The organism is Pseudomonas sp. GL_093 (genome assembly GCF_057837605.1).
The window spans coordinates 2,718,763-2,739,374 of sequence record NZ_CM174448.1 but is presented as its reverse complement, the minus strand read 5'-3'; the positions used below and the strand labels follow the sequence as shown (position 1 = coordinate 2,739,374).

The following is a 20,612-nucleotide window of genomic DNA, read 5'->3' as shown; positions in this document are numbered from 1 at the left end:
GGCTCAACGACCGGCCACGGGCATTGTCAGCAACTGCAAGCGCTGGGCAATGGCGGCGGCCGGGGCATCGGGACGGATTTTGCTCCAGCGTTTATTGGCCACGTCACCCACGATCAGTTGTGTTGAATGCTGCTCGGGGGTCGGCACGATCTGGCCGATGCGCCCCAATACAAGGTCCATCTGTGCCTTGTCGCCGGTAAGAAAAAGCCAGTGGGGGCCATCGACGCCCTGCTTCAAGGTGTAAGCCTTGAGTACCGCTGGCGTGTCGCGCAGCGGATCACTGGTAAGGGAGATAAACGTGATGCCGTCAGCTTTGTCGCCCAGCAACTCACGCACTTCCTTGAGCTTGCGGGTGATCAGCGGACAGGCATCGTTGCAACTCGTGAAAATCACATTGAGCAGCACCACGCGGTTCTGCAGCGCGTCACTGTAGAAGCGCAGGGTCTCGCCGTTCTGGTCCTGCAACGGCGTGTCGGTGAACCAGGTTTTCGCATCGCGGGTGCCAGTGCTCGTAACCAAGCCGGGCGGTGCGGCAACGGCGGACACCTCAGGTGCCGGCTCTTTGTGCCCTTCGTGGGCGGACGCCAGCGAACTGAACAGGCAAAAGCAAACCGTCAGGGAGATCCAGTCGAGGGCTCTCATGGCTGCTGCTCCATCGCGATGGCCGTGTGCTTGGCGTGGACGTTGCGCTGCCCGCTGAGTTTCTCCACTTCACGGGCCAGCACCGTCGGGTCGGTGAAGCCGTAATAGCGGGTCCAGTGGCGACTGTTGCCGTCCCCCACCAAAATCAGTGGCTGATGGTTTTTGAAGTCCCCACTGAAGGTGCCCAGTCCCTTGAGGGTTTCGTTGATCGACTGCGAACTGCCGGTCAGCCAGCTCCAGCCCGGGCCGTGCTGGAAGTGGCGGGCGTAGTCGTTCAGGCGTTTGGCGTCATCGCGCTGCGGGTCGATGCTGATCGACACCAGTTGCACTTCGCCGCCGACCCGGGCACCCAGCTGTTTTTGCACCTTGCCCATGATCGACGACACCACCGGGCAAACCGTGGTGCAGCTGGTGTAGATGAAGCTCATGACCACAATCTTGTTGGTCACCAGGTCTTTTTCCAGGCGCACCGCTTTGCCGTTCTGGTCCACCAGCGTCACGTCGGCGAACTTGATTTGGGCGCTTTCCGAACGGGCGCTGCTGGCCGGCATTTCGTGACCGGCGTGTTCATCCGCCGAGTGGGCCAAGGCCTGGCCGATACCGGCGGCCAGCAGGCAGAACGTCAGCAGTCCACGGTGTGCGAATCGGTTCATGTCGAACTCCTTTTAGTGGGCATCGCCGGGCAGGACCCGAACGCTGGCAAAAGTTTTGTCGTCGAAACTCGCGCCCAGCGACGCCGCGCGAACGTGCAGGTACCAGGCGCCGTTCTGGTCGAGGGTCACCGGGGCTTCATAAACGCCGTCGCCCACTTCCAGCGCGGCGACTTGCCGGACCCTGGACGTCGGGGCCCGGAAGTAGCGCACCTGAACGTCCTTGACCCCGCTGCGCTGTGCTTTCTGCTTGCCCTGAACGATGCGAAAACGCACCACGTAAGGACTGCCGAGGGCGGCCGTTGACGTGTCGAGCATGAACTCCACCTTCGGCACACCCGGGTGCCGGATGAGGGTTTTATCCGGCTCAACCAAAGCCGTGAAGCAATGGATGATGTTCGGCTGGTTGAGCAGGAAGGCCACGTCGAAGCGTCCGGCGGCGGGCAGTTTGATCCGGGCGCTGTACAGTCCCGGCTCGACTTCGCGCAGACTGCGGTCGATGACCATCGCCGCCCGCGCCACCTGCCCGCGATTGGGGTAGCCGGACATCGGCGCGTTCATGCCTTCGGCGTAGAAGTAGGTGGTGTTGTCCACCGGGTTGACCACAAACACCGCGTTGTCGTCCCGCGACACCGCCAGGCTCGATGCCAGCGGCAGGTCACCGGCCAGCCGTGGCGCCTGAGGCCCGGCTTCGAAACCCTGGCTGATCGGCGTGCGGCCTTCACCCAAGGACGACAGGTTGATCATCGTGACTTTGGCCGAGGCCAGTCCGCGAATGTAGGCGTAGGCCTTGGTGAACACCACTTGATAGGGTTCAGCGGACACGTCCAGTTCATGGATCAACGAGTCGGTGGCCGCGTCGATCACCGAGGCCTGGTTCTCCAGCGTGTTGAGCACGATGCCGAAACGACCGTCAGCGCTGAAACCCATCGGGCCCAGGCCCTGTTTCATCTTGATCACCCGCCGGACTGCGAGGCTGGCGGTGTCGACCACGGTCACCGTGCCGTCCTTGCCATCGGCGACATACACCGCCTGAGACAGCGGCGAGTACGCCACGGACAACGGGTGCGAGCCGGTCTTGAGTTGCTTGCTGATGGTCAGGCTGGCGATGTCGATGAGGCTCACCGTCCCGTCATCGCGGTTGGTGACGAAGGCAAAACGACTGTCCTTGCTGAAGGCAATTTCGTGATGCCCGGCACCGGTGGCCAGGTGTTTGATCGTCTTCAGGCTGCGCGTGTCGATCACCGTCACCCCGGACGCCTCGGCCGATTTCGCGTTGTTGCCGACCCACAGCAGACGCTCATCCGGTTGTAATGCCAGCCGTACCGGGTTGCTGCCGGCAGCCACCGAGTCGATCAACTTGAATTGCTCGCTGTCGATCACCGCAATCTCATCTGCGGTTGGCATTGAGACAAACGCCCGCTTGTTGTCTCTGGGCGTGACCCAATCCATCGGCGGTTGCTTGATGTCGATCCGCGCCATCGTGCTGGTGATCCCGCCCACCGACACCGACGGATCGACCACCGAGACGCTGGCATCGCGGTTCATCACCAGCAGGAAGTAGCTGTTCAGATCGAGCAACGGCCGCGCGCCGATGCTCGATTTCAGAAACACCCCGACCCGGGATTTGCAACTGTGTTCGCGGCCCTGGGCCTGGTCGGCGGCGACGGTTTCCGGATCGAGCCAGGCACCGGGTGCGACACCCGACAGTGGCTGGCCCGAAGCGCTGTCAGTGACCCGAAAGCGCACGTCGGCGAATCCACCCTCGCGCAGCACGCCGTCCTGCGCCAGCGGCCGCACCTCGAGCGCCACCGACACCCCGTCACGCTCAAGCGTCTGGCCGCCCCAGGTGTTCGGCAGCGCGACCTCGCTCAGCGTGGCCGCAGGCGTCGTGCGCCATACCCCCAGCCAGATCAGCGCCAACCCTACAACGAGCGCACATCCGGCGATTTTGATGGTCCTGTTCATAACACTTCTCCCCTTTCTAATCTGAGCCTGCCGTAACGCCCCCCTGTGGGAGCGAGCTTGCTCGCGATAGCGGTCTGACAGTCGACATAAATGTTGAATGTGCTGGCCTCATCGCGAGCAAGCTCGCTCCCACAGGGGTGGTGCCATCCACCACCCCATCCCGACACCTACGGTGCCGGAGCCGGTTCAGGTTCGTTGGTCACCCGCAGCAATCCCCAAAGCCCGGCGGTGTTGCCGTAAGCGCCGTAGTCTCGGAACAGGTAGTCGCCCGGTATTGCATTGCTGCCCCCGGCGCTTGGGTGCATGAAGCTGAAGTGCGCCGCCGGCAAGATGCTTTCGTGGGCGCCGATGTACATCGACATCGGGTTGTAGCCGAACCGCACCGAGCCCACCCCTGGCGTGCTCATCGGATAGCCGCCGGTATCGCTCTTCTCCGACTGGAACGGGTTGACCGACCAGACGTGACCGTCCAACTGAAAGGTCGAGCCGCGACTGCCACCCGTAGGCATCATGATGTGCGTGCGGAACGGTTGCCCCGGTTTCACATAGAGCACCGGCGTTTGCGGATCGCCCCCCACCAGCGCATTGCTGAAGGCCATGTGCGCGTTAGGCACGTCGCCGTAACCATGGCCATCAGCGTGGCCAAACGGCGCATCCGGTGGCAGGCCGAAGCGGTACCACATCGGTTCGGTTTTGTAGTTGATGGCCATGCTCGAGTTGTCCTGCGGATCGGTCGGTACACCGGCCTCCGAGGCAATACCTTCCACCGGACGACCATTGGCCCAGCGCATGTTCAACGCCTTCTGCCAGACCATCGCAAAATCGCGGTAGGTGGTTTGCCCCGGTGCAGTGACCGTCGCCGAGACTTTGCGTGCATCGTCAACCCAGGTGGCGCCGACCGGCAGGATGCTCATCGCACCGCCCAGGCCTTTTTGCGGCTGCTTGATGACGTCCGCCGGGGTGAAATTCAACCCGCCGAACTCCACCGCCGTGGCGTTGATGTTGTCGACACTGCGGCCCAGTTGCGTGATCGGCTTGCCTTCACGCTCCAGGTGCCCGGCGTAGTACTGATAAGTCCGCGTCGGGTACGCGCCGACATTGCCGACACGCGGCGGCACGGTCTGGATCGGGTTGGTGCCGACGTTGGTCCCGTCGGATTTGGTGATGTCGTACGCCAGCAATTGTGCGTGCAGGCCCACCGTGCTGGATGGCCGCATCAGGTTATTGCTGAAGGTGGTCGAGCCCTCGCCATGGTTGCGGTCACGCTTGACCATGCCCATCACCGAGGCCGTCTGGGTCAGGTCCGGCATCACGCTGGGCAGACGGTTTTCCAGGGTGATGTTGATGCAGTCACCCGCCGCTGCGCGCAGCACCAGCGGTTCGACGGGCACACCGGGTTTGAGCTTGCCGGTGATCGGATCGAGATCGCCCTTGCGCACATAAAGGATCGCCGTCGGGTCATGCAACGGGCCGCTTTGCCCGCCGATGGTGAAGGTCGTCCCGTCCTCGGGGTCGTTCACCGTGACCTGAGGAATGCTCACTGCCCGCGAGTTGTAGACCAGGGTGCCGCCCGCCGGCTTCAACGGCCCGCCGACGTGTTGCCCGATGCCGGCCGGATCGGCCATCGACAGGTTCAACGGATTGCCAAGGATGTCGTTGGCCAGTGCCGCGACCACTTCATAGTTGCGTTGTGGTGTCGGCCGGGTGCCGATGCCATTGGGGTTGGCGCCGATCCGTGGGCAGATGCCATCGAACGCCACGGTGTTGCGCATACCGGCTGGTTTTGCGTTGTTCGGCAGCGCGAACAGGTCGCTGCGCTGGGCCGTGTAGTTGCGCATCACGCCCCAGATTCCGCTCCAGTAACCTTCCAGGGAGGCGTCCATCGAGTACAGGTAGTCCCCGGTGGTCGCGGCCGCGCTGGAGATCATCGACACCGGCGCATTGAAGCCCATCTGCTCGGAGATCCCGATCATTTGCGACGAACGCCAGCCGGAGTTGGAGCTGTTGCCGAAACCGGAACCGCTTTGCAGCCACTTCACGCCGTGCAGGGTCACGTTGTGCTCTTCTTCGTGGCCACCGGCATGCACCCGCAGCCGCACGTTGTCACCGGTGTAGGTGCGCAGCATCGGGGTGAACGGGTCACCCGGTTCGGCGCCGCCACGGTTGATGTGTGGCGGGAACAGCGTAGTACCGCCGGTTGGACCGGTGGCCGCGGTGACGAGGTTCGGTGCCAGGTTCATCGCTGGGATGGCGCGGTCGGTACGGCTTTGCATGGCGTACGCCAGGTCACCGCCGAGGCCGTCGGCCTGCATGCCGCGCTTGCCGTCCGGGCCGACCTTGTTCGGGTCGTACACCCGCAGGGCCAGCGGTTCGTTGCGGTAATTGACCACGAACATGCCAGGGTCATCGACCGAGATGGCTTGCGGGCATGGCCGGCTTGGGCAACCGGGCATCAGTCCACCGCGGGCTTCGACCACCTGTTCAAGCAGGGTCTCGGCTTCTTTGCGCACCGGCGGGTTGATCGCGTAACGGAAGCTGTCAGCGGTGGCCGGGAAGGCTTGCGGATTGGGCACGCCGTTGGGGCCGGCGCCGACGTACACACCGGCTTCATAGGCGTGCTGGAAGTCGCTGTATTCGAGGAAGAACTCACGGAAGCTGTCGTTCTTGCCGTCGCCGTCCAGGTCACCGGTGGACACCACCGCTTGCCACGAGGTTGGCCCGCCGTCCTGCCGCGCGCCGCTGTACAACGGCTCGCCGGTTTCGGCGTGGAACCAGGTCGAACCGGCCGGTTCAGCCAGCACGGTGGCGTACAGACCGATCTGTTGGTGAGTCGATGGCCCGAGATGGTCGTGGGTGAAAATGGTTCCCAGGCCACGGTCGACGCCTTTGGCGTTCACCACCGGATCGACAAACCAGCGTTGCATCGCCGTCCGCGCTCCGACCCAGTCGGCCCGGCCGTATTGGCCGAAGAACGGGTGAGCCTTGGCTTTCGGACAGGCCGGCGTGCCGTCACGCGGATCGGTGCCTTGGCACTGGTTGAACTCGCGAATGGCGCGGATGCGTTCTTGCACCGCACCGGGGGAAAGCACGCCGTCCTCGTAGTTCCAGCCATTGGCCGAACCGTCGGCGGCCGTCAGGTCCCATTTCGGCAGGTGAATGTGCTGACCGATTACATCAGTCGGCGTGCGCACCTGATAGTCGTCCATTTCATAAGTGGCCGGCACCAGGTTGGTTTGCTGGTACTGCACGCAGTCGAAGGTGTTCATGCGCATCACCAAAGGTTCTGGCGGACGCTGTTTGGTAATCACCGGCCAGGCGTCTTCCCACAGCGCGAGAATGCGCGCTTGCGGGAAGTGGTAACCGACCTTGTTGTAGACCGCGTCGAACTGGATGTTCGCGGCTTTATAGACCCGTGGACGGTCGGCGGTGAACGTCGAGGAACCGCTGAAGGACATGCCGTCAACCCGTTCACCGCTGTTGAACTCACCGGTCCCGGCGCTGCTGGTCAGGCGTTTTTGCCGGTCATCCATGCACGGTTCGTAATACGGTGCGCCTGCGATCGGCAAGGCGCCGTTGGTGCGGAAGTTGCGCGCCACGATTTGATTACCGGGCAGCACGGCGAAGCTCGGATGGTCTTTTTTTGCGTGGAACGCCATGGCCGCCTGTTCGACTTCGGTGCCCTCTTCCGGCATGTAAATGGGTTTGGCGCGAGTCACTTCCTTGGAGAAATCCAGGGACGTGGTAATGGTGTGCGCCTGGCCGCCGGAGGAGAAACCGTCCAGAGAATGGCGCCCCAGACCGCCATCCCAACCACCGGACTGAGCCGGGTCGAGATTGGCCCACAAGGCGTTGCCGCTGGTTTTCAAGGCCTGCGCCTTGGCAGCGTCGAGCATGTCCAGCGGTGGGGTCGGTGGGCGTTGGCCGACCGAGCTTTCCATGCCGCCGATCCAGAACGGATAGCCAGGGTTTTTCAGGCTGCCGTCGGCATTGCGGTTGGCTTCACTGCGATCCACCAGGGCCAGGGAACCGATGGCCTGAGCGCCGCCGTTACCGCTGATTTGTTCGCCGTCGTCGTCATCCTCCTCGTCATCGTCGTCATCATCACCGGCCACCAGGGTGTCGCCGATTTTCGGCACGACCGCGACTTTGCCCGGCATCGGCGCCATGGCTTTGCCTGGCAGCGGCACAACGGCTGGAATCGGCGTACCGGCGACGATCTCGCCATCGGGCAAGGCCCGGGCGCCTGCCGCCGGTTTACCGCTGCGCAGTGCATAAGGTTCGCTGTGATAACCGTCGGCGCCCTGCTGGGACACCTCGAGTCTGGTGCCTTCTTCAAAGACGTCATGCACCCGCCACATGCTCCACATGCCTTGGGCAAAGTGCGGGTAGAAGTGGCAGTGATAGATCGCATCGCCCGCGACCCGGTTGCGGTTGCCCGACCCACCGTTGGCGATTTCGTAGGTGTAACCGGCGCCCGGACCGATGCCTTGGGCGTCCACATAGTCGGAGTTGTCGTCGTTGGGGTTGAACAACCACTGGTGCCCGTGCAGGTGGAAAATGTGCTGCTCGTGACCGTTGTGAGTATTGCGGAATTTGATGAAGTCACCGATGTAGCTGTGGTTGACGTTGGACGGCTCGGACGGGTACAGCGCCATGGTCGCCTTGACCCCGACCTGATCGGCGCTCGGCGTTTCACCGGGACGAATATTTTCCAGGCCAGCGTTGGCCGGCACGTCCACCAGCATCGCCACGTCGCCGACGGTGTGCGAGCTGAGGAAGAATTCTTCATAGGCGCACGACAGACAATCGTGCATCGGCCCGACGCCCAAACGGTTGGCAACCACTTCGGCGCCCATGCCACCGGAGCCATAGTTGATCATGAACGAGTCGCGGGTCGGCTCCAGCACGTGGGCCATCACCGGGTCCGCCCAGTAAGCGGGGAACGCCTGGGTCGCGGCGGTTTCATCCTGGAACTGCGAGGCGAAATCACGGAACGGTTCCAGACGATTCGGGATCGCCGGGTTGCGTTTACCGATGGCTTCCAGCGGATAAGTCGACGGCGGGAAGCTGCCGTCGGCGTTGCTGCCCATCACGATCGCGTCGCTCTCGCTGGAAATGATTTCATTCCCGTCGACCATGTTGATGATCGGCGTGCCGGCCTTGCCTTCACGTATCCACGGCGCGCGTTGCGGGTAGCGCGCCTGGTAATCGACAATCGGTTGACCGGCCGGGGTGCGGCCGACGCTGGCCAGGCGCATTTCCTCTTCGGTCACGGTGTTGCGATAGGTACGGCCGCCCTTGGGCACCACCACCACTTGGCCGAATAGCCCGTTGGCCACGTTGCCCGCATCCCCTTCACCGCCGAAGGTCGCGCCGCGGCTGCTGGCGGCAAACGCCCCTTCGCGCTCGGCGTACAAGGTGTAGGAACGGGTGGCGCCGGGGGCAATCAAGGTATTGGCGTTACGCCCGGTATAGGACGCAATGTCGTCGATGCTGTTGACCGCTTGCATGCCGTTGACCTGGAAGCCGACGTGGCGGTCGGCGACCTGCTCATCGACCTTGAATGGGTCCATGTTGCCGATGGCGACTTCGCCCTCAATCTCTTCCTCCCCTTCGTTTTCATGGCTGCCGGGGTTGGCCTGGTAGGCGAGCAAGTTCTGCAGGTTGATGGTCAAGCAGTCACCGGCAGCGACGCGCAGCACCAGTGGACGCGGACGCTTGTCGGGCCGCAGCGAGACTTTGCCCGGCACCGCCGCCCCGCCCTGGGCCAGGGACATCTCGTGATCATCGACCACATCGCGGCGCAGGGCGAACATCATGCCGTTGGCGTTCTGCGCGCCGAGGCGGTTGAACATCAGCGGCTGATCCAGCGCCACGATATTGGCCACCAGATTGCGCTCGCAACGCACGGCCGCTTCGGCCAGCTCGATGCCCAGCATCGACGCCACCAACAGCAGCAGATTAAACAAGGACGGAGCGTAGGGTATGCCGGTCATGATCACGGGCCTCGCTGTGGTACTCATTAGGAATAAGTCTCGACAAATCCCCTTGAGCAATCCGCATGCCATAAATAATTTTGTTATTTTTCAATCGATTACATAAATGACTTAACAACTCGGGGGATATTCCCCACCCATTCCCCACTTTCCGGGCCGGGCGACGACTTCACCAAAAAACTCAAATTCCGTAGCAGCTGTCGAGCCTGCGAGGCTGCGTTCGACTGCGAAGCAGTCGTGAGATCCGGCAACTCGGTGTTTCAGGAAAACCTCATGCTCAGGTTTTACGACTGCTGCGCAGCCGAACGCAGCCTCGCAAGCTCGACAGCTGCTACAGGACGATTGTGGTCTTCGGTCGGCGGTACGGATCGGGTTGCCCCACAAATGGGGGGAAACCCCCAATCACAGCGGCGCATCCGCGGCCAGGCCCTGCAAGCGTCGGTATTGGCGCAAGACACTGGGCACGTAACGCTGGGTTTCGGCGAACGGCGGGATCACCCCGCCACGGCTGAGCACCGCTTTCGGCCCGGCGTTGTAGGCCGCCACGGCGAGGCTGATGTCGTTATCGAACAGGGTCATCAGGTGCTTCAGGTATTTGGCGCCACCCTGAATGTTGGCTTTCGGGTCGTAGACATTCTTCACCCCCATCTCCCGGGCGGTGTCAGGCATCAATTGCATCAACCCGCCCGCGCCTTTGGATGACTGCGCATGGGAGTCATACGCGGACTCGGCCTGGATCACCGCATGCAACAGCGCCGCCGGCAATTCATTGGCTGTGGCAGCCGCCGAAACCAGCTCGGCATAGGGCTGCCGGGCAATCATCTGCGGTTGCTGATCCATGCTGACCCGGGCGGTTTCAGGCTCGTGAATCACCCGTTCATAGGTGCGACCGGGACGGTGGACATTGGACAGAACGTAGCTGCCCTTGGCGTCCACGGAAACGAACACATCGGCCTGTACGACGCCGGCCAGCACAAGCAGGCCGAGCAGTCCTGTGGTGAGTGTTTTCATTTTTATGCCTCTCCTGCCCGGCCCCGAAAAATGGGGCTAATGCCCCAATGGCCGGTAGTAAACCAGTCATACGCAAGCACTGTGCCGGATGCGCGAAGGCCCGTAATTCAGGGGTTGCAGAGGAATGCCCGGGCATGTGCATGGCAATTGCATAAGCCTTCACGGCGACCCTTCTGCCGACTGTGTGAGGTCATCATGAATCAGCGTTTGCGTTCCGCCCCGCGTGCTCAAAGCGGGTTCACCCTGCTCGAACTGTTGGTGGTGTTGGTGGTGCTGGGGCTGCTGGCTGGCATCGTCGCGCCGAAGTATTTCGCCCAACTGGGCCGCTCCGAAGTGAAGGTGGCCAAGGCGCAAATAGAAGGCCTGGGCAAAGCACTGGATCTGTACCGACTGGAGGTAGGTCATTACCCGTCGACCGAACAGGGTTTGCAGGCGCTGGTGACCGCGCCCAGCGATGAAACCAAATGGACCGGCCCTTACTTGCAGAAAAAACTGCCGCAGGATCCGTGGGGCCGTAACTACACCTATCGCTGCCCCGGCGAAAATGGCGAATACGACTTGCTGTCCATGGGCAAGGACGGGCAACCCGGCGGCGAAGGCGAAAACGCCGAAGTCACCAGCTGGCAATGACGGGAGGCGATCATGCGTTTTCATCTCAAAGCCGTTGGCAAGGCCGGCGTCGTTTCGATGACCGTCGAGGCGCTCGGCCACAGCGAAGCCCGGCGTATCGTTGAAGACCAGGGCTACCGGGTGATCAGCCTGTACGCCGAGCGTCACTGGCGTGCGTTGCGGGTTCGACAGCGCGAGACCTTCAACCTGGTGCTGTTCAGCCAGGAACTGACGACGTTGCTCAATGCCGGCCTACCGTTGATCGATGCGCTGGAAAGCCTGGCGGAAAAAGAGAACGCGCCCCAGGCCCGCAAGACCTTGAGCGAACTGGTGCGTCTGCTTTATGAAGGTAAATCGTTCTCCCAGGCACTGGCCCAGTTGTCGGCGGTGTTCCCTCCTCTTTACGTTGCGTTGGTACAGTCCAGCGAGAAGACCGGCGCCGTGGGCGATGCCCTGGGCCGCTATGTCAGCTATCGCCAGCGCATGGACGAGGTTCGGCAAAAAATCGTCAGCGCGTCGATCTACCCCATGCTGTTGCTGGTGGTGGGCGGTGGCGTGGTGTTGTTTCTGATGGGTTACGTGGTGCCGCGCTTCAGCCTGGTGTTCGAAGGACTGGGCTCGAACCTGCCGTGGCTGTCGCAGATCCTGATGAGCAGCGGGATGTTCCTGCACGCCCATCAGGGCGAATTCTTCGGCGCATTGCTGGCGATCATCGTCGCCCTCACCTTCCTCCAGCGCCAACCGGCCTTTCGTCGGGGCCTGGACCGTGTGATCGAAAAACTCCCGGCGGTCCATCAACGCATTTTCATGTACGAACTGGCGCGCTTCTACCGCTCGCTGGGGATTCTGCTACAAGGCGGCATTCCCCTCGTCACCGCCATGGGCATGGTTCGCGGCCTGCTCACCGTCGCCTCCCGCGCGCGCCTGGACCAGGCCTGCGAACGGGTGCGCGAGGGTCAGTCGCTGTCGACCGCCCTGGAACTCAATCACCTCGTGACACCGGTGTCCCTGCGCTTGCTGCGCGCCGGCGAGCAGTCCGGCAACCTCGGGCAAATGATGGAGCGTAGCGCCGACTTCTACGACGAAGAAATCAGCCGCTGGATCGAATGGTTCGTGCGGCTGTTCGAACCCTTGCTCATGACCTTCATCGGCCTGCTGATCGGGGTGATCGTGATCCTGATGTACATCCCGATTTTCGAGCTGGCCTCGAGTATTCACTGACCCCTAGAACAGGGTCGAGCGGCACGTTGCATTGTTCATCGACTTACAAATGAATAAATCGATGCGTTGAAGTGTTTATCAACTGAATCAAGCAGCACGTTGCATTGTTCATCAACGTTCCAACCCGAACAAGAAGACGGAGAACGACATGCACATCAACAAGCTTTTACTGGCAGTAGCGATTGGCGCAGTTCTGTCGGCGTCTACCGTATTGATTCCGGACAGCCTGTCCGGTGTATCGAGCGCACAGGCCAAGGATGGCGGGAGTGGCGGAGGGGGTGGCGGCTCTGGTGGCGGGGGCGGTGGAGGCTCTGGCGGTGGGGGTGGCGGCTCCGGGGGTGGCGGGGGCTCTGGCGGCGGTGGTGGAAGCGGTGGCGGCGGCAATGGCGGTGGTCACGGTGGCAGCGGCAGCGGAGGCAATAGCGGCGGTAACGGGGGAAGCGGCAGTGGCGGCAATAGCGGCAGCGGTCACAGTGGCAGCGACCATGGCTCGGGCCATTCCGGTAACACAGCCTCCTCCGGACGCAATGGCACTCACGCCGAGCCCGGTGATGATCATGGGGTTCATCGCGCCGGTGAAATTGGTGACGACCACGGCGTTCATCGCGCCGGTGAAGTCGGCGATGACCACGGAGTACATCGTGCCGGCGAAATCGGCGATGACCACGGCGTTCATCGCGCAGGTGAAGTCGGCGACGATCACGGCGTGCATCGCGCCGGTGAAGTCGGCGATGACCACGGCGTACATGTCGGCGGTGAACCGGGTGACGACCATGGTGTGCATGTTGGTGGCGAGCCAGGCGATGACAAAAGGTCCTGACAACCGCTGAACCCCAAAGCTCCACAAATCCCCTGTGGGAGCGAGCCTGCTCGCGATAGCAATCTGTCATTCAACATGACGTCGTCTGACACTCCGCCATCGCGAGCAGGCTCGCACACTGGCATGTGCTCATGCTCTACAACACACCCTCAGTCTGATCCAGGCGCTCGCGCAAAAACTCGATCAACGCCTGCACCGGCCGTGAACTCTGGCGGTGCTGCGGATACACCGCCGATAACGTCAGCGGCTGCGGACGCAACTCATCCAGCACCGGCACCAGCCTGCCGTCCTTCAACGCCGAACCGACAATGAAGGTAGGCAAGTAAGTAATCCCCATGCCGGCAATCGCCGCGTCCCTGAGCAATTCACCATTGTTGACCCGCATCCGCCCGGTGACATTGACCACCAACGGCTTGCCCTGCCCTTCGAAACGCCATTGCACTTGACGCCCGTGGCCGTAAGGCAGGCAGTCATGGCTGTGCAGGTCTTCGGGTTTGAGCGGCGTGCCGCGCTCGGCCAGGTAAGTCGGGCTGGCGCAGTACACCCGCTGAATGGAAGCGATGCGTCGGGCGATCAGCGTCGAATCTTCCAGAATGCCGATGCGCAGCGCCAGGTCATAACCCTCACTGAGCAAATCCACCGGCCGATCACTGAGGTCGACTTCCACCGTGACATCGCGATAACGCTGCAAAAACACCGGCAGCAAACAGCCCAAATGCGCCACCGCAAACGACAACGGCGCGGTGATACGAATAGTGCCGCGGGGCTCGGTGGTCTGGCCGGCGATGCCCTGCTCCACTTGCTCGATTTCGCCCAGCAGGCGCAAGGCTGACTCGTAATAACTCTGCCCCAGTGGCGTGACGTCCAGTCGCCGCGTGGAGCGATTGAGCAGACGCACCCCCAGACGTTCTTCGAGTTGCATCAAGCGCCGGCTGACGAACTGCTTGGACAGGCCCAATTGATCGGCCGCCGCGGTGAAGCTGCCGGAGTCCATGACCTGGCAAAAAATACGCATATCTTCGAATGGGTTCATTGTCACGCCTTGGTTGACAGTCAAACATTTTATAGCCGCTTTTTCCTTTTTAGACACCTTATTAATCTGTGTCCACGGTGCAGCGACAGCCGCTGCTTCTAACCCCAGACCGAACACACAATTAAAAAGGAATTAACCATGAACATCGTCAAAACAACCCTGACCGCTTCCCTCCTCGCCCTGGCCGTAGGCAACGCCTTTGCCGCTGGCAGCCCGGGTGTCGAACACAACACGCAAGCCTTCCTCGAAGCCCTCGCTGCCGGCGGTGGCAAGCCGCTTGAGCAACTGAGCCCTGCAGATGCCCGTGCGGTACTGACCGGCGCGCAAAACTCGGTGAAGGTCGATCTGTCAGGTGTGGACGTCAGCGACCGTGCGATCAAGGTCGATGGGCAAACCATCAACCTGAAAATCGTGCGGCCGGCCAAGGTCAAAGGTGAATTGCCGGTGTTCATGTTCTTCCACGGTGGCGGCTGGGTGTTGGGCGATTACCCGACTCACCAGCGTCTGATCCACGACCTGGTGGTCGGCTCCGGTGCTGTCGCGGTGTATGTCGATTACACGCCGTCGCCGGAAGCGCACTACCCGACTGCGATCAACCAGGCTTACGCCGCGACCCGTTGGGTGGCCGAGCATGGCAAGGACATCGGCGTCGATGGCAAACGCCTGGCAGTGGCCGGCAACAGCGTCGGCGGCAATATGGCGGCGGTCGTGGCCTTGATGGCCAAGGAACAGAAAACTCCGGCGCTGCGCTTCCAGCTGTTGATGTGGCCAGTGACCAACGCACAGTTCGATACCGGGTCGTACCAGCAATTTGCGGAAGGCCACTTCCTGACCAAGGGCATGATGAACTGGTTCTGGGACAGCTACACCACCGACACAGCCGAGCGTGCGCAGATCCATGCCTCGCCGTTGCAAGCCAGCGCCGAACAGCTCAAAGGTTTGCCTGCGGCCCTGGTGCAAACCGCCGAGTTCGACGTGTTGCGTGACGAAGGCGAAGCCTATGCCCGCCACCTCGACGCGGCCGGGGTGCCGGTCACGGCCGTGCGCTACAACGGCATGATTCACGACTTCGGTCTGCTCAACCCACTGAGCCAGATTCCGCAAGTGAAAGCAGCGGTTCGCCAGGCAGCACTGGAACTCAAGACGCATCTGAACTGAGCCCCCTCGCCTCGCCACGCAGAAATGCGTGGCGAAGCTGCTACGCGAATCGAAAGCAATCTTTAGCCGGAGTTTCCCCATGTCCTTTTTCCTTGCCCATCTGCTGTCGTGGAGTGCCCTGCTGCTGGTGATCGACGCCGTGCTCTGGCACCTCGCGCCGTTCAAGCATCGCGTCACGCGGGTCGGTGTGCGACTGACGCTGTTCGTAATGTTCAGCGCACTCGCGATCAATGCCGGCGTGAGTCCGTTGCAGGCGCCGCTGTTCGCCGAGGATCGCGTGGCGCAATCGGGCGCCACGGCGCTGGGGATTCTCTGGTGGCTGTACGCCGCACGGGTGCTCACCGAAGTCATCGGTCTGGTACTGATGCGCCGCATCGGTCACAGCGGTCGGTTGCTGCAGGATGTCATCGGCGCGCTGGTGTTTCTGATCGCCATCGTCGCGGCGGCCGGTTATGTACTGGAGCTGCCGGTGAAAGGTTTGCTGGCGACTTCCGGCGTCGTGGCAATTGTCGTGGGCCTGGCGTTGCAAAGTACCTTGAGCGACGTGTTTTCCGGGATCGTGCTCAACACCACCAAGCCGTATCAGGTGGATGACTGGATCATGATCGACGGCGTCGAGGGCAAAGTGCTCGACATCGACTGGCGCGCCACCCACCTGCTGACCAGTGCCGGCAGTACCGCGGTGGTGCCGAACTCGGTGGCGGCCAAGGCAAAAATCGTCAACCTCAGTCGGCCGAACAACATGCACGGCGTGTCGATCAGCATTCAAGTGCCTAACCACATTCGCCCGCGTCGGGTGCTGGATGCACTGGACCGCACGCTTCAGGGCAGCAGCAGTTTGCTGCTCAACCCGGCACCGAAAGCAGTGCTGAAAGAGTCTGGCGAAACCATGTCTGAATACGTAGCCAGCGGGTTTATCGCCGAGTTGGGTAAAAAAAGCGAAGTGCGCAATCAACTGTTCGACCTGGTGCATCGGCACCTCGAAGCGGCGGGGATTTCCCGGCAGCTCGATGGCGTGATTGAACCGACGACCCGCGCACGGGCGTTGCTCGATGAAGTGAAAATCTTCCGTTCCTTGAGCGAGGATGAGCGTGATCAGATCGCCCAGTCGATGGTCGCGCAGCAGTACGCGGCAGGTCAGGTGGTACTGGAATTGGGCGAAGTGCCAGACAGCTTGATGGTGATCGCCACCGGCGTGGTCAGCGCCACCGTGCCCAATGGCACTGGGCAAACCGAAGCCGGGCGTATGGGGCCGAGCGAAGTCATGGGCGAGCAAAGCATTCTCGCCGATACGCCCTCGCAGGCGACCTTCACCACATTGACCTCGTGCATCATTTACCGGATCGACAAATCCCTGACCCGTAACTGCATGGAACAACGTGTCGAAGTGGGTCGGGCGTTGAACAAGTTGCAGGCAGTCAGACAGCAGAGCAGTCGGTTGGCGTTGATGACCACACCGGTGCCGATCAGGAAAAGCGGATTCCTGAGTTGGCTGCACAAACGCCAACCGGTGTAACGGGCCACACGGTCCATGTAGCAGCAGCCTCGCAAGCTCGACAGCGGCTACAAAAAGCTCATTCGCCAGACGCAAAAATGCCCGCGCATTCGCGGGCATCTTTCTGTGCGATCGCAAACTTACTTCGAAGACAGCACCGAGTAGCTGTTCATCAAATTGCGGTAGTTCGGAATGCGCGGTGACAGCAGGTTCGCCAGGCCTTCCATGTCGTTGCGCCAGTCGCCCTGCAGCTCGCAGGCCACCGAGAACCAATTCACCAGTTGAGCACCGGCCGCCGCCATGCGCGCCCAGGCTGCTTGTTGCACGGTTTCGTTGAAAGTACCCGAGGCATCGGTCACCACGAACACTTCAAACCCTTCAGCCAGCGCCGACAGCGTCGGGAACGTCACGCAAACGTCGGTGACTACACCGGCGATGATCAGTTGCTTGCGGCCAGTGGCTTTAACGGCTTTGACGAAATCTTCGTTATCCCAGGCGTTGATCTGGCCTGGACGCGGGATATACGGCGCGTCTGGGAATTGCTCTTTCAACTCGGGAACCATCGGGCCGTTCGGGCCGTTTTCGAAGCTGGTGGTCAGGATGGTCGGCAGCTTGAAGAACTTGGCCACATCGCCCAGGGCCAGTACGTTGTTCTTGAATTCGTTCGGCGAGAAATCCTGAACCAGCGAGATCAGGCCCGTCTGGTGGTCGACCAACAGAACAACAGCGTCATCTTTGTTCAGGCGTTTGTACGGAACGTAGCTCATGTGAAACTCCTCGGTGGATGGGTGTTACATACGGCGCCGACGTGAAGGGTCGGCGCTTTTTTTGATCGTCAGAATGCGAAGCACGAGCAGCCAAACGCGCCCCAGAAACCCGCGAAATCGCTGACCGGCGCATTCGACAACCGCGCCTTTTCATGGCTATGGGAATGCACGCCGCACGGCCCGCTGCAATGGTGAACCTGCGCCTGCATCGGTGAGGTCGGACGCCAGTGCCCCGGCACTTTCACCACCGGCGACCAGTCCGGCAGCACCGGTACGCTGGCCGGCCCGAGTTTTTCGAAGTCACCGGCGGCGTACACCACCTTGCCGCCGACCACGGTCAACACCGACTCGATCCACTTGATCGCTTCTTCGTCGACGCTGAAAAAATCCGCGCTCAAGGCTGCGACGTCAGCCAGTTGGCCGACCTTGATCATGCCTTTCTTGCCCTGCTCGGAAGAGAACCAGGCGCTACCGTGGGTGAACAGCTCCAGTGCGGTTTGACGGGACAAGCCCTCGGCATGCAGTTCCAGACCACCGACCGTGCGACCGCTGACCATCCAGTACAGCGAAGTCCAGGGGTTGTAGCTGGACACTCGCGTGGCATCGGTGCCGGCGCCGACCGGTACACCTTCGGCCAGCATGCGTTTGATCGGTGGGGTCGCTTCGGCGGCTTTGGCGCCATAACGCTCAACGAAGTATTCGCCCTGGAATGCCATGCGATCCTGAATCGCGATACCGCCACCCAGCGCCCTCACCCGCTCAATGTTCTGCGGTGTAATGGTTTCGGCGTGGTCGAAAAACCACGGCAAACCGTTGAACGGAATGTCGCGATTGACCTTCTCGAACACGTCGAGCATGCGGCTGATGGATTCGTTGTACGTGGCGTGCAAACGGAACGGCCAGCGCTGCTCGACCAAGTGGCGCACCACCGGCTCCAGCTCGTCTTCCATGGTTTGCGGCAGGTCCGGACGCGGCTCGAGGAAGTCCTCGAAATCCGCCGCCGAGAACACCAGCATTTCCCCGGCGCCGTTGTGCCGCAGGTAATCGTCGCCCTGATGCAGGGTCATGCTGCTGGTCCAGTTTTTGAAGTCGGTCAGCTCTTCCTTGGGCTTCTGGGTGAACAGGTTGTAGGCGATGCGAACGGTCAGCTGCTGGTCCTTGGCCAACTGCTCGATCACCTGATAATCGTCCGGATAATTCTGGAAACCGCCGCCGGCATCGATGGCGCTGGTCAGGCCGAGACGGTTGAGCTCGCGCATGAATTGGCGGGTGGAGTTGACCTGATACTCCAGCGGCAACTTCGGCCCCTTGGCCAGGGTCGAGTAGAGGATCATCGCGTTGGGCCGGGCGACCAGCATGCCGGTCGGTTCACCGTTGGCATCGCGCACAATCTCGCCACCCGGCGGGTTCGGCGTGTTGCGGGTGTAACCGGCCACGCGCAACGCGGCACGGTTGAGCAAGGCGCGGTCGTACAAATGCAGGACAAATACCGGTGTATCCGGCGCGGCCTGATTGAGTTCTTCGAGGGTCGGCATGCGCTTTTCAGCGAACTGGAATTCGTTCCAGCCACCGACCACACGCACCCATTGCGGCGTCGGTGTGCGGTCGGCCTGATCCTTGAGCATGCGCAGTGCGTCGGCCAGTGAGGGGACGCCTTCCCAGCGCAGTTCGAGGTTGTAGTTGAGGCCACCACGGATCAGGTGCAAGTGCGAGTCGTTGAGGCCGGGAATGACGCAGCGACCCTTGAGATCGATGACCTGTGTGCCCGAACCGCGCAGGGCCATGGCGTCGGCGTCGGTGCCGACTGCGACAAAGCGACCGTCGCTGATCGCTACAGCGCTGGCGCGTGGGTTTTCACGGTCAACGGTATGAAATTGGCCATTGAATAAAATCAGATCGGCGTTCATCGCTTTTCCTTGGGCTGAGTGGAAGAGGACAGCCAGGGCGCGAACAAACGCGTCGCCATTGGCATGAACAGGTACACCACCGACACGACGATGGTCAGCGTGATCAGGAACGTCGCGACCACGTAATTGGACAGGAAGGTATTGAGCTGCAGCAGCGGCCCCCAGATCAGTGGCACCAGCAAGGTGTGCGGCAAAATCACCAACAACGTCACCACGGCCTGCTTCCAGCGCGGCGGTGGTGGCGAAGCGGCGTCGGCTTGCGGCGCGAACCAGAATTCGTTGACCGGATTGACCTCGGTCTGGTCGCCGTCAGCGAGCATCGGCGTGGCTTCGTTGACCAGTCCCAGCCGTTGCGGCGAATCGAGCCAGCGCTGCATCGATTCGGTCGAGCAGAAGCGCAGCACGCAGGTGTACAGGTCAAGACCGGCACTCTTGCCGCGAATCACATCGACACCCAAGTGCCCTTCCTGTTGCCCGGCAATGCTGACAATGTTGCGCAACCAGGCTTCGTAGGGCACTTCAAACCCCGCCTTGACCCTGTGCTTGATGACCAGTGTCACGACTTCCTCGAAACGATTGGATTCAGGCATAACGCAAAACTCCAGGGAAACGGACATTGAGCGCCAGCCGTCCCGGCCCGGCGATAAGAAGGCTGGTGAACAACATCATCAGCAGCCAGCCGAACTGCCCTTCATCGAGGCTCCATTGCGGATGCACAATCAACAGCGCGATCAGCAGCACACACAGAATCGGCAGGCACGCCAAACGCACAAAAACCCCGGCGACGATTAGTAACGGACACAGCACCTCGGCGAAAATCGCCAGCATCAGCGTGACGTTCGCGCCCAGGTGAAACGGGTCTTCGATGGTTTGCAGTTGAGTGCTGTAGTTAAGCAGTTTCGGCAAACCGTGCACCCACAGCAGAAACAAACCACCGCTGACCCGCAAAAAAAACAGCCCGAGATCCTGGGCTCGTTCATCCCATCGCGAAACGTTCATGGGCTACCTGCACTAATGAGAAACCACCGGCAGCGATGTGCCGGAACGTCATTCGATAGTGCCGGTGTGGGGAGGGGAAAAATTGGATGTACGTGCTCTTTTTGTGGATGAGCCCGGCGGTACGACCCACCGCAGATCCCTTGTGGGAGCGAGCCGGCTCCGGGCGGCGTTCCGACGATAGCGGTGGGTCAGGCAATATCAATGCTCAATGACACATCGCCTTCGCGAGCAGGCTCGCTCCCACAGTTGGACGGGGTACATCAGGATATAAACAGGTCGGCTGCCAGGCCGTCTTCGCGGGCAAGTCGGATCGCCGCACCGCTCGCTCCTACAGGG

15 protein-coding genes are annotated in these 20,612 nt (G+C 61.7%); 5 read left to right on the top strand and 10 right to left on the bottom strand.

The window, feature by feature from the left end; genetic code table 11:
* Positions 1-3: 3 nt before the first annotated feature.
* From AC3IUE_RS12590 to AC3IUE_RS12570, 5 genes are all read right to left on the bottom strand, one after another.
* On the bottom strand, positions 4-642 hold the full coding sequence (locus AC3IUE_RS12590; protein WP_056746560.1) for an SCO family protein: 639 nt from the start codon (positions 640-642) through the stop codon (positions 4-6).
* A complete protein-coding gene (locus AC3IUE_RS12585; protein ID WP_461997815.1) occupies positions 639-1,295 on the bottom strand; it encodes an SCO family protein in 657 nt (218 codons plus the stop codon). The genes AC3IUE_RS12590 and AC3IUE_RS12585 overlap by 4 nt, the downstream gene beginning before the upstream one ends.
* 12 nt (positions 1,296-1,307) lie before the next feature.
* Positions 1,308-3,260 (bottom strand): YncE family protein, encoded by a 1,953-nt coding sequence (locus AC3IUE_RS12580; RefSeq protein ID WP_489267768.1) that lies wholly within the window; start codon positions 3,258-3,260, stop codon positions 1,308-1,310.
* A 167-nt stretch (positions 3,261-3,427) separates the two neighbouring features.
* Entirely contained in the window at positions 3,428-9,256 is a 5,829-nt protein-coding gene (mnxG, locus tag AC3IUE_RS12575) for a manganese-oxidizing multicopper oxidase MnxG (protein ID WP_489267766.1), read from the bottom strand.
* A 402-nt stretch (positions 9,257-9,658) separates the two neighbouring features.
* Positions 9,659-10,267 (bottom strand): lytic transglycosylase domain-containing protein, encoded by a 609-nt coding sequence (locus AC3IUE_RS12570; protein ID WP_489267764.1) that lies wholly within the window; start codon positions 10,265-10,267, stop codon positions 9,659-9,661.
* Positions 10,268-10,462: 195 nt separating this feature from the next.
* Between AC3IUE_RS12570 and gspG the strand changes: the two genes are divergently transcribed.
* The 3 genes from gspG to AC3IUE_RS12555 all read left to right on the top strand — a co-directional run bounded on the left by gspG (position 10,463) and on the right by AC3IUE_RS12555 (position 12,917).
* Positions 10,463-10,897: a type II secretion system major pseudopilin GspG gene (gspG, locus tag AC3IUE_RS12565; RefSeq protein WP_461997811.1), complete on the top strand. Its 435-nt coding sequence runs from the start codon at positions 10,463-10,465 to the stop codon at positions 10,895-10,897.
* A 12-nt stretch (positions 10,898-10,909) separates the two neighbouring features.
* Entirely contained in the window at positions 10,910-12,097 is a 1,188-nt protein-coding gene (locus AC3IUE_RS12560) for a type II secretion system F family protein (protein ID WP_056746548.1), read from the top strand.
* A 148-nt stretch (positions 12,098-12,245) separates the two neighbouring features.
* Complete coding sequence (locus AC3IUE_RS12555) at positions 12,246-12,917, top strand: hypothetical protein (protein ID WP_489267761.1); 672 nt, start codon at positions 12,246-12,248, stop codon at positions 12,915-12,917.
* A 136-nt stretch (positions 12,918-13,053) separates the two neighbouring features.
* On the opposite strand, the gene AC3IUE_RS12550 is transcribed toward AC3IUE_RS12555, so the two are convergent.
* A complete protein-coding gene (locus AC3IUE_RS12550) occupies positions 13,054-13,950 on the bottom strand; it encodes a LysR family transcriptional regulator (protein WP_489267759.1) in 897 nt (298 codons plus the stop codon).
* Positions 13,951-14,088: 138 nt separating this feature from the next.
* On the opposite strand from AC3IUE_RS12550, the gene AC3IUE_RS12545 reads away from it, so the two are divergent.
* Both AC3IUE_RS12545 and AC3IUE_RS12540 read left to right on the top strand, forming a co-directional pair.
* Positions 14,089-15,108, top strand: coding sequence for an alpha/beta hydrolase (locus AC3IUE_RS12545; protein WP_489267757.1), 1,020 nt, complete (start codon positions 14,089-14,091; stop codon positions 15,106-15,108).
* 79 nt (positions 15,109-15,187) lie between these two features.
* Positions 15,188-16,624, top strand: coding sequence for a mechanosensitive ion channel domain-containing protein (locus AC3IUE_RS12540; RefSeq protein WP_489267755.1), 1,437 nt, complete (start codon positions 15,188-15,190; stop codon positions 16,622-16,624).
* 119 nt (positions 16,625-16,743) lie between these two features.
* Here the strand turns inward: AC3IUE_RS12540 and ycaC are convergent, their stop codons facing one another.
* From ycaC to AC3IUE_RS12520, 4 genes are all read right to left on the bottom strand, one after another.
* The gene (ycaC, locus tag AC3IUE_RS12535) at positions 16,744-17,370 is read right to left on the bottom strand and encodes an isochorismate family cysteine hydrolase YcaC (RefSeq protein WP_489267753.1); all 627 of its coding nucleotides are present in this window, start codon (positions 17,368-17,370) and stop codon (positions 16,744-16,746) included.
* Positions 17,371-17,438: 68 nt separating this feature from the next.
* Complete coding sequence (locus AC3IUE_RS12530) at positions 17,439-19,277, bottom strand: amidohydrolase (RefSeq protein WP_489267751.1); 1,839 nt, start codon at positions 19,275-19,277, stop codon at positions 17,439-17,441.
* Complete coding sequence (locus tag AC3IUE_RS12525; protein ID WP_489267749.1) at positions 19,274-19,867, bottom strand: antibiotic biosynthesis monooxygenase; 594 nt, start codon at positions 19,865-19,867, stop codon at positions 19,274-19,276. The genes AC3IUE_RS12530 and AC3IUE_RS12525 overlap by 4 nt, the downstream gene beginning before the upstream one ends.
* On the bottom strand, positions 19,860-20,276 hold the full coding sequence (locus tag AC3IUE_RS12520) for a DoxX family protein (RefSeq protein ID WP_489267747.1): 417 nt from the start codon (positions 20,274-20,276) through the stop codon (positions 19,860-19,862). Before AC3IUE_RS12520 ends, AC3IUE_RS12525 begins: the two co-directional genes overlap by 8 nt.
* Between the last annotated feature and the right edge of the window lie 336 nt (positions 20,277-20,612).

Coding starts and splice junctions, on each gene's coding strand:
- AC3IUE_RS12590 (WP_056746560.1), bottom strand. CDS start 642: ATGAGAGCCCTCGACTGGATCTCCCTGACGGTTTGCTTTTGCCTGTTC.
- AC3IUE_RS12585 (WP_461997815.1), bottom strand. CDS start 1,295: ATGAACCGATTCGCACACCGTGGACTGCTGACGTTCTGCCTGCTGGCC.
- AC3IUE_RS12580 (WP_489267768.1), bottom strand. CDS start 3,260: ATGAACAGGACCATCAAAATCGCCGGATGTGCGCTCGTTGTAGGGTTG.
- mnxG (WP_489267766.1), bottom strand. CDS start 9,256: ATGACCGGCATACCCTACGCTCCGTCCTTGTTTAATCTGCTGCTGTTG.
- AC3IUE_RS12570 (WP_489267764.1), bottom strand. CDS start 10,267: ATGAAAACACTCACCACAGGACTGCTCGGCCTGCTTGTGCTGGCCGGC.
- gspG (WP_461997811.1), top strand. CDS start 10,463: ATGAATCAGCGTTTGCGTTCCGCCCCGCGTGCTCAAAGCGGGTTCACC.
- AC3IUE_RS12560 (WP_056746548.1), top strand. CDS start 10,910: ATGCGTTTTCATCTCAAAGCCGTTGGCAAGGCCGGCGTCGTTTCGATG.
- AC3IUE_RS12555 (WP_489267761.1), top strand. CDS start 12,246: ATGCACATCAACAAGCTTTTACTGGCAGTAGCGATTGGCGCAGTTCTG.
- AC3IUE_RS12550 (WP_489267759.1), bottom strand. CDS start 13,950: ATGAACCCATTCGAAGATATGCGTATTTTTTGCCAGGTCATGGACTCC.
- AC3IUE_RS12545 (WP_489267757.1), top strand. CDS start 14,089: ATGAACATCGTCAAAACAACCCTGACCGCTTCCCTCCTCGCCCTGGCC.
- AC3IUE_RS12540 (WP_489267755.1), top strand. CDS start 15,188: ATGTCCTTTTTCCTTGCCCATCTGCTGTCGTGGAGTGCCCTGCTGCTG.
- ycaC (WP_489267753.1), bottom strand. CDS start 17,370: ATGAGCTACGTTCCGTACAAACGCCTGAACAAAGATGACGCTGTTGTT.
- AC3IUE_RS12530 (WP_489267751.1), bottom strand. CDS start 19,277: ATGAACGCCGATCTGATTTTATTCAATGGCCAATTTCATACCGTTGAC.
- AC3IUE_RS12525 (WP_489267749.1), bottom strand. CDS start 19,867: ATGCCTGAATCCAATCGTTTCGAGGAAGTCGTGACACTGGTCATCAAG.
- AC3IUE_RS12520 (WP_489267747.1), bottom strand. CDS start 20,276: ATGAACGTTTCGCGATGGGATGAACGAGCCCAGGATCTCGGGCTGTTT.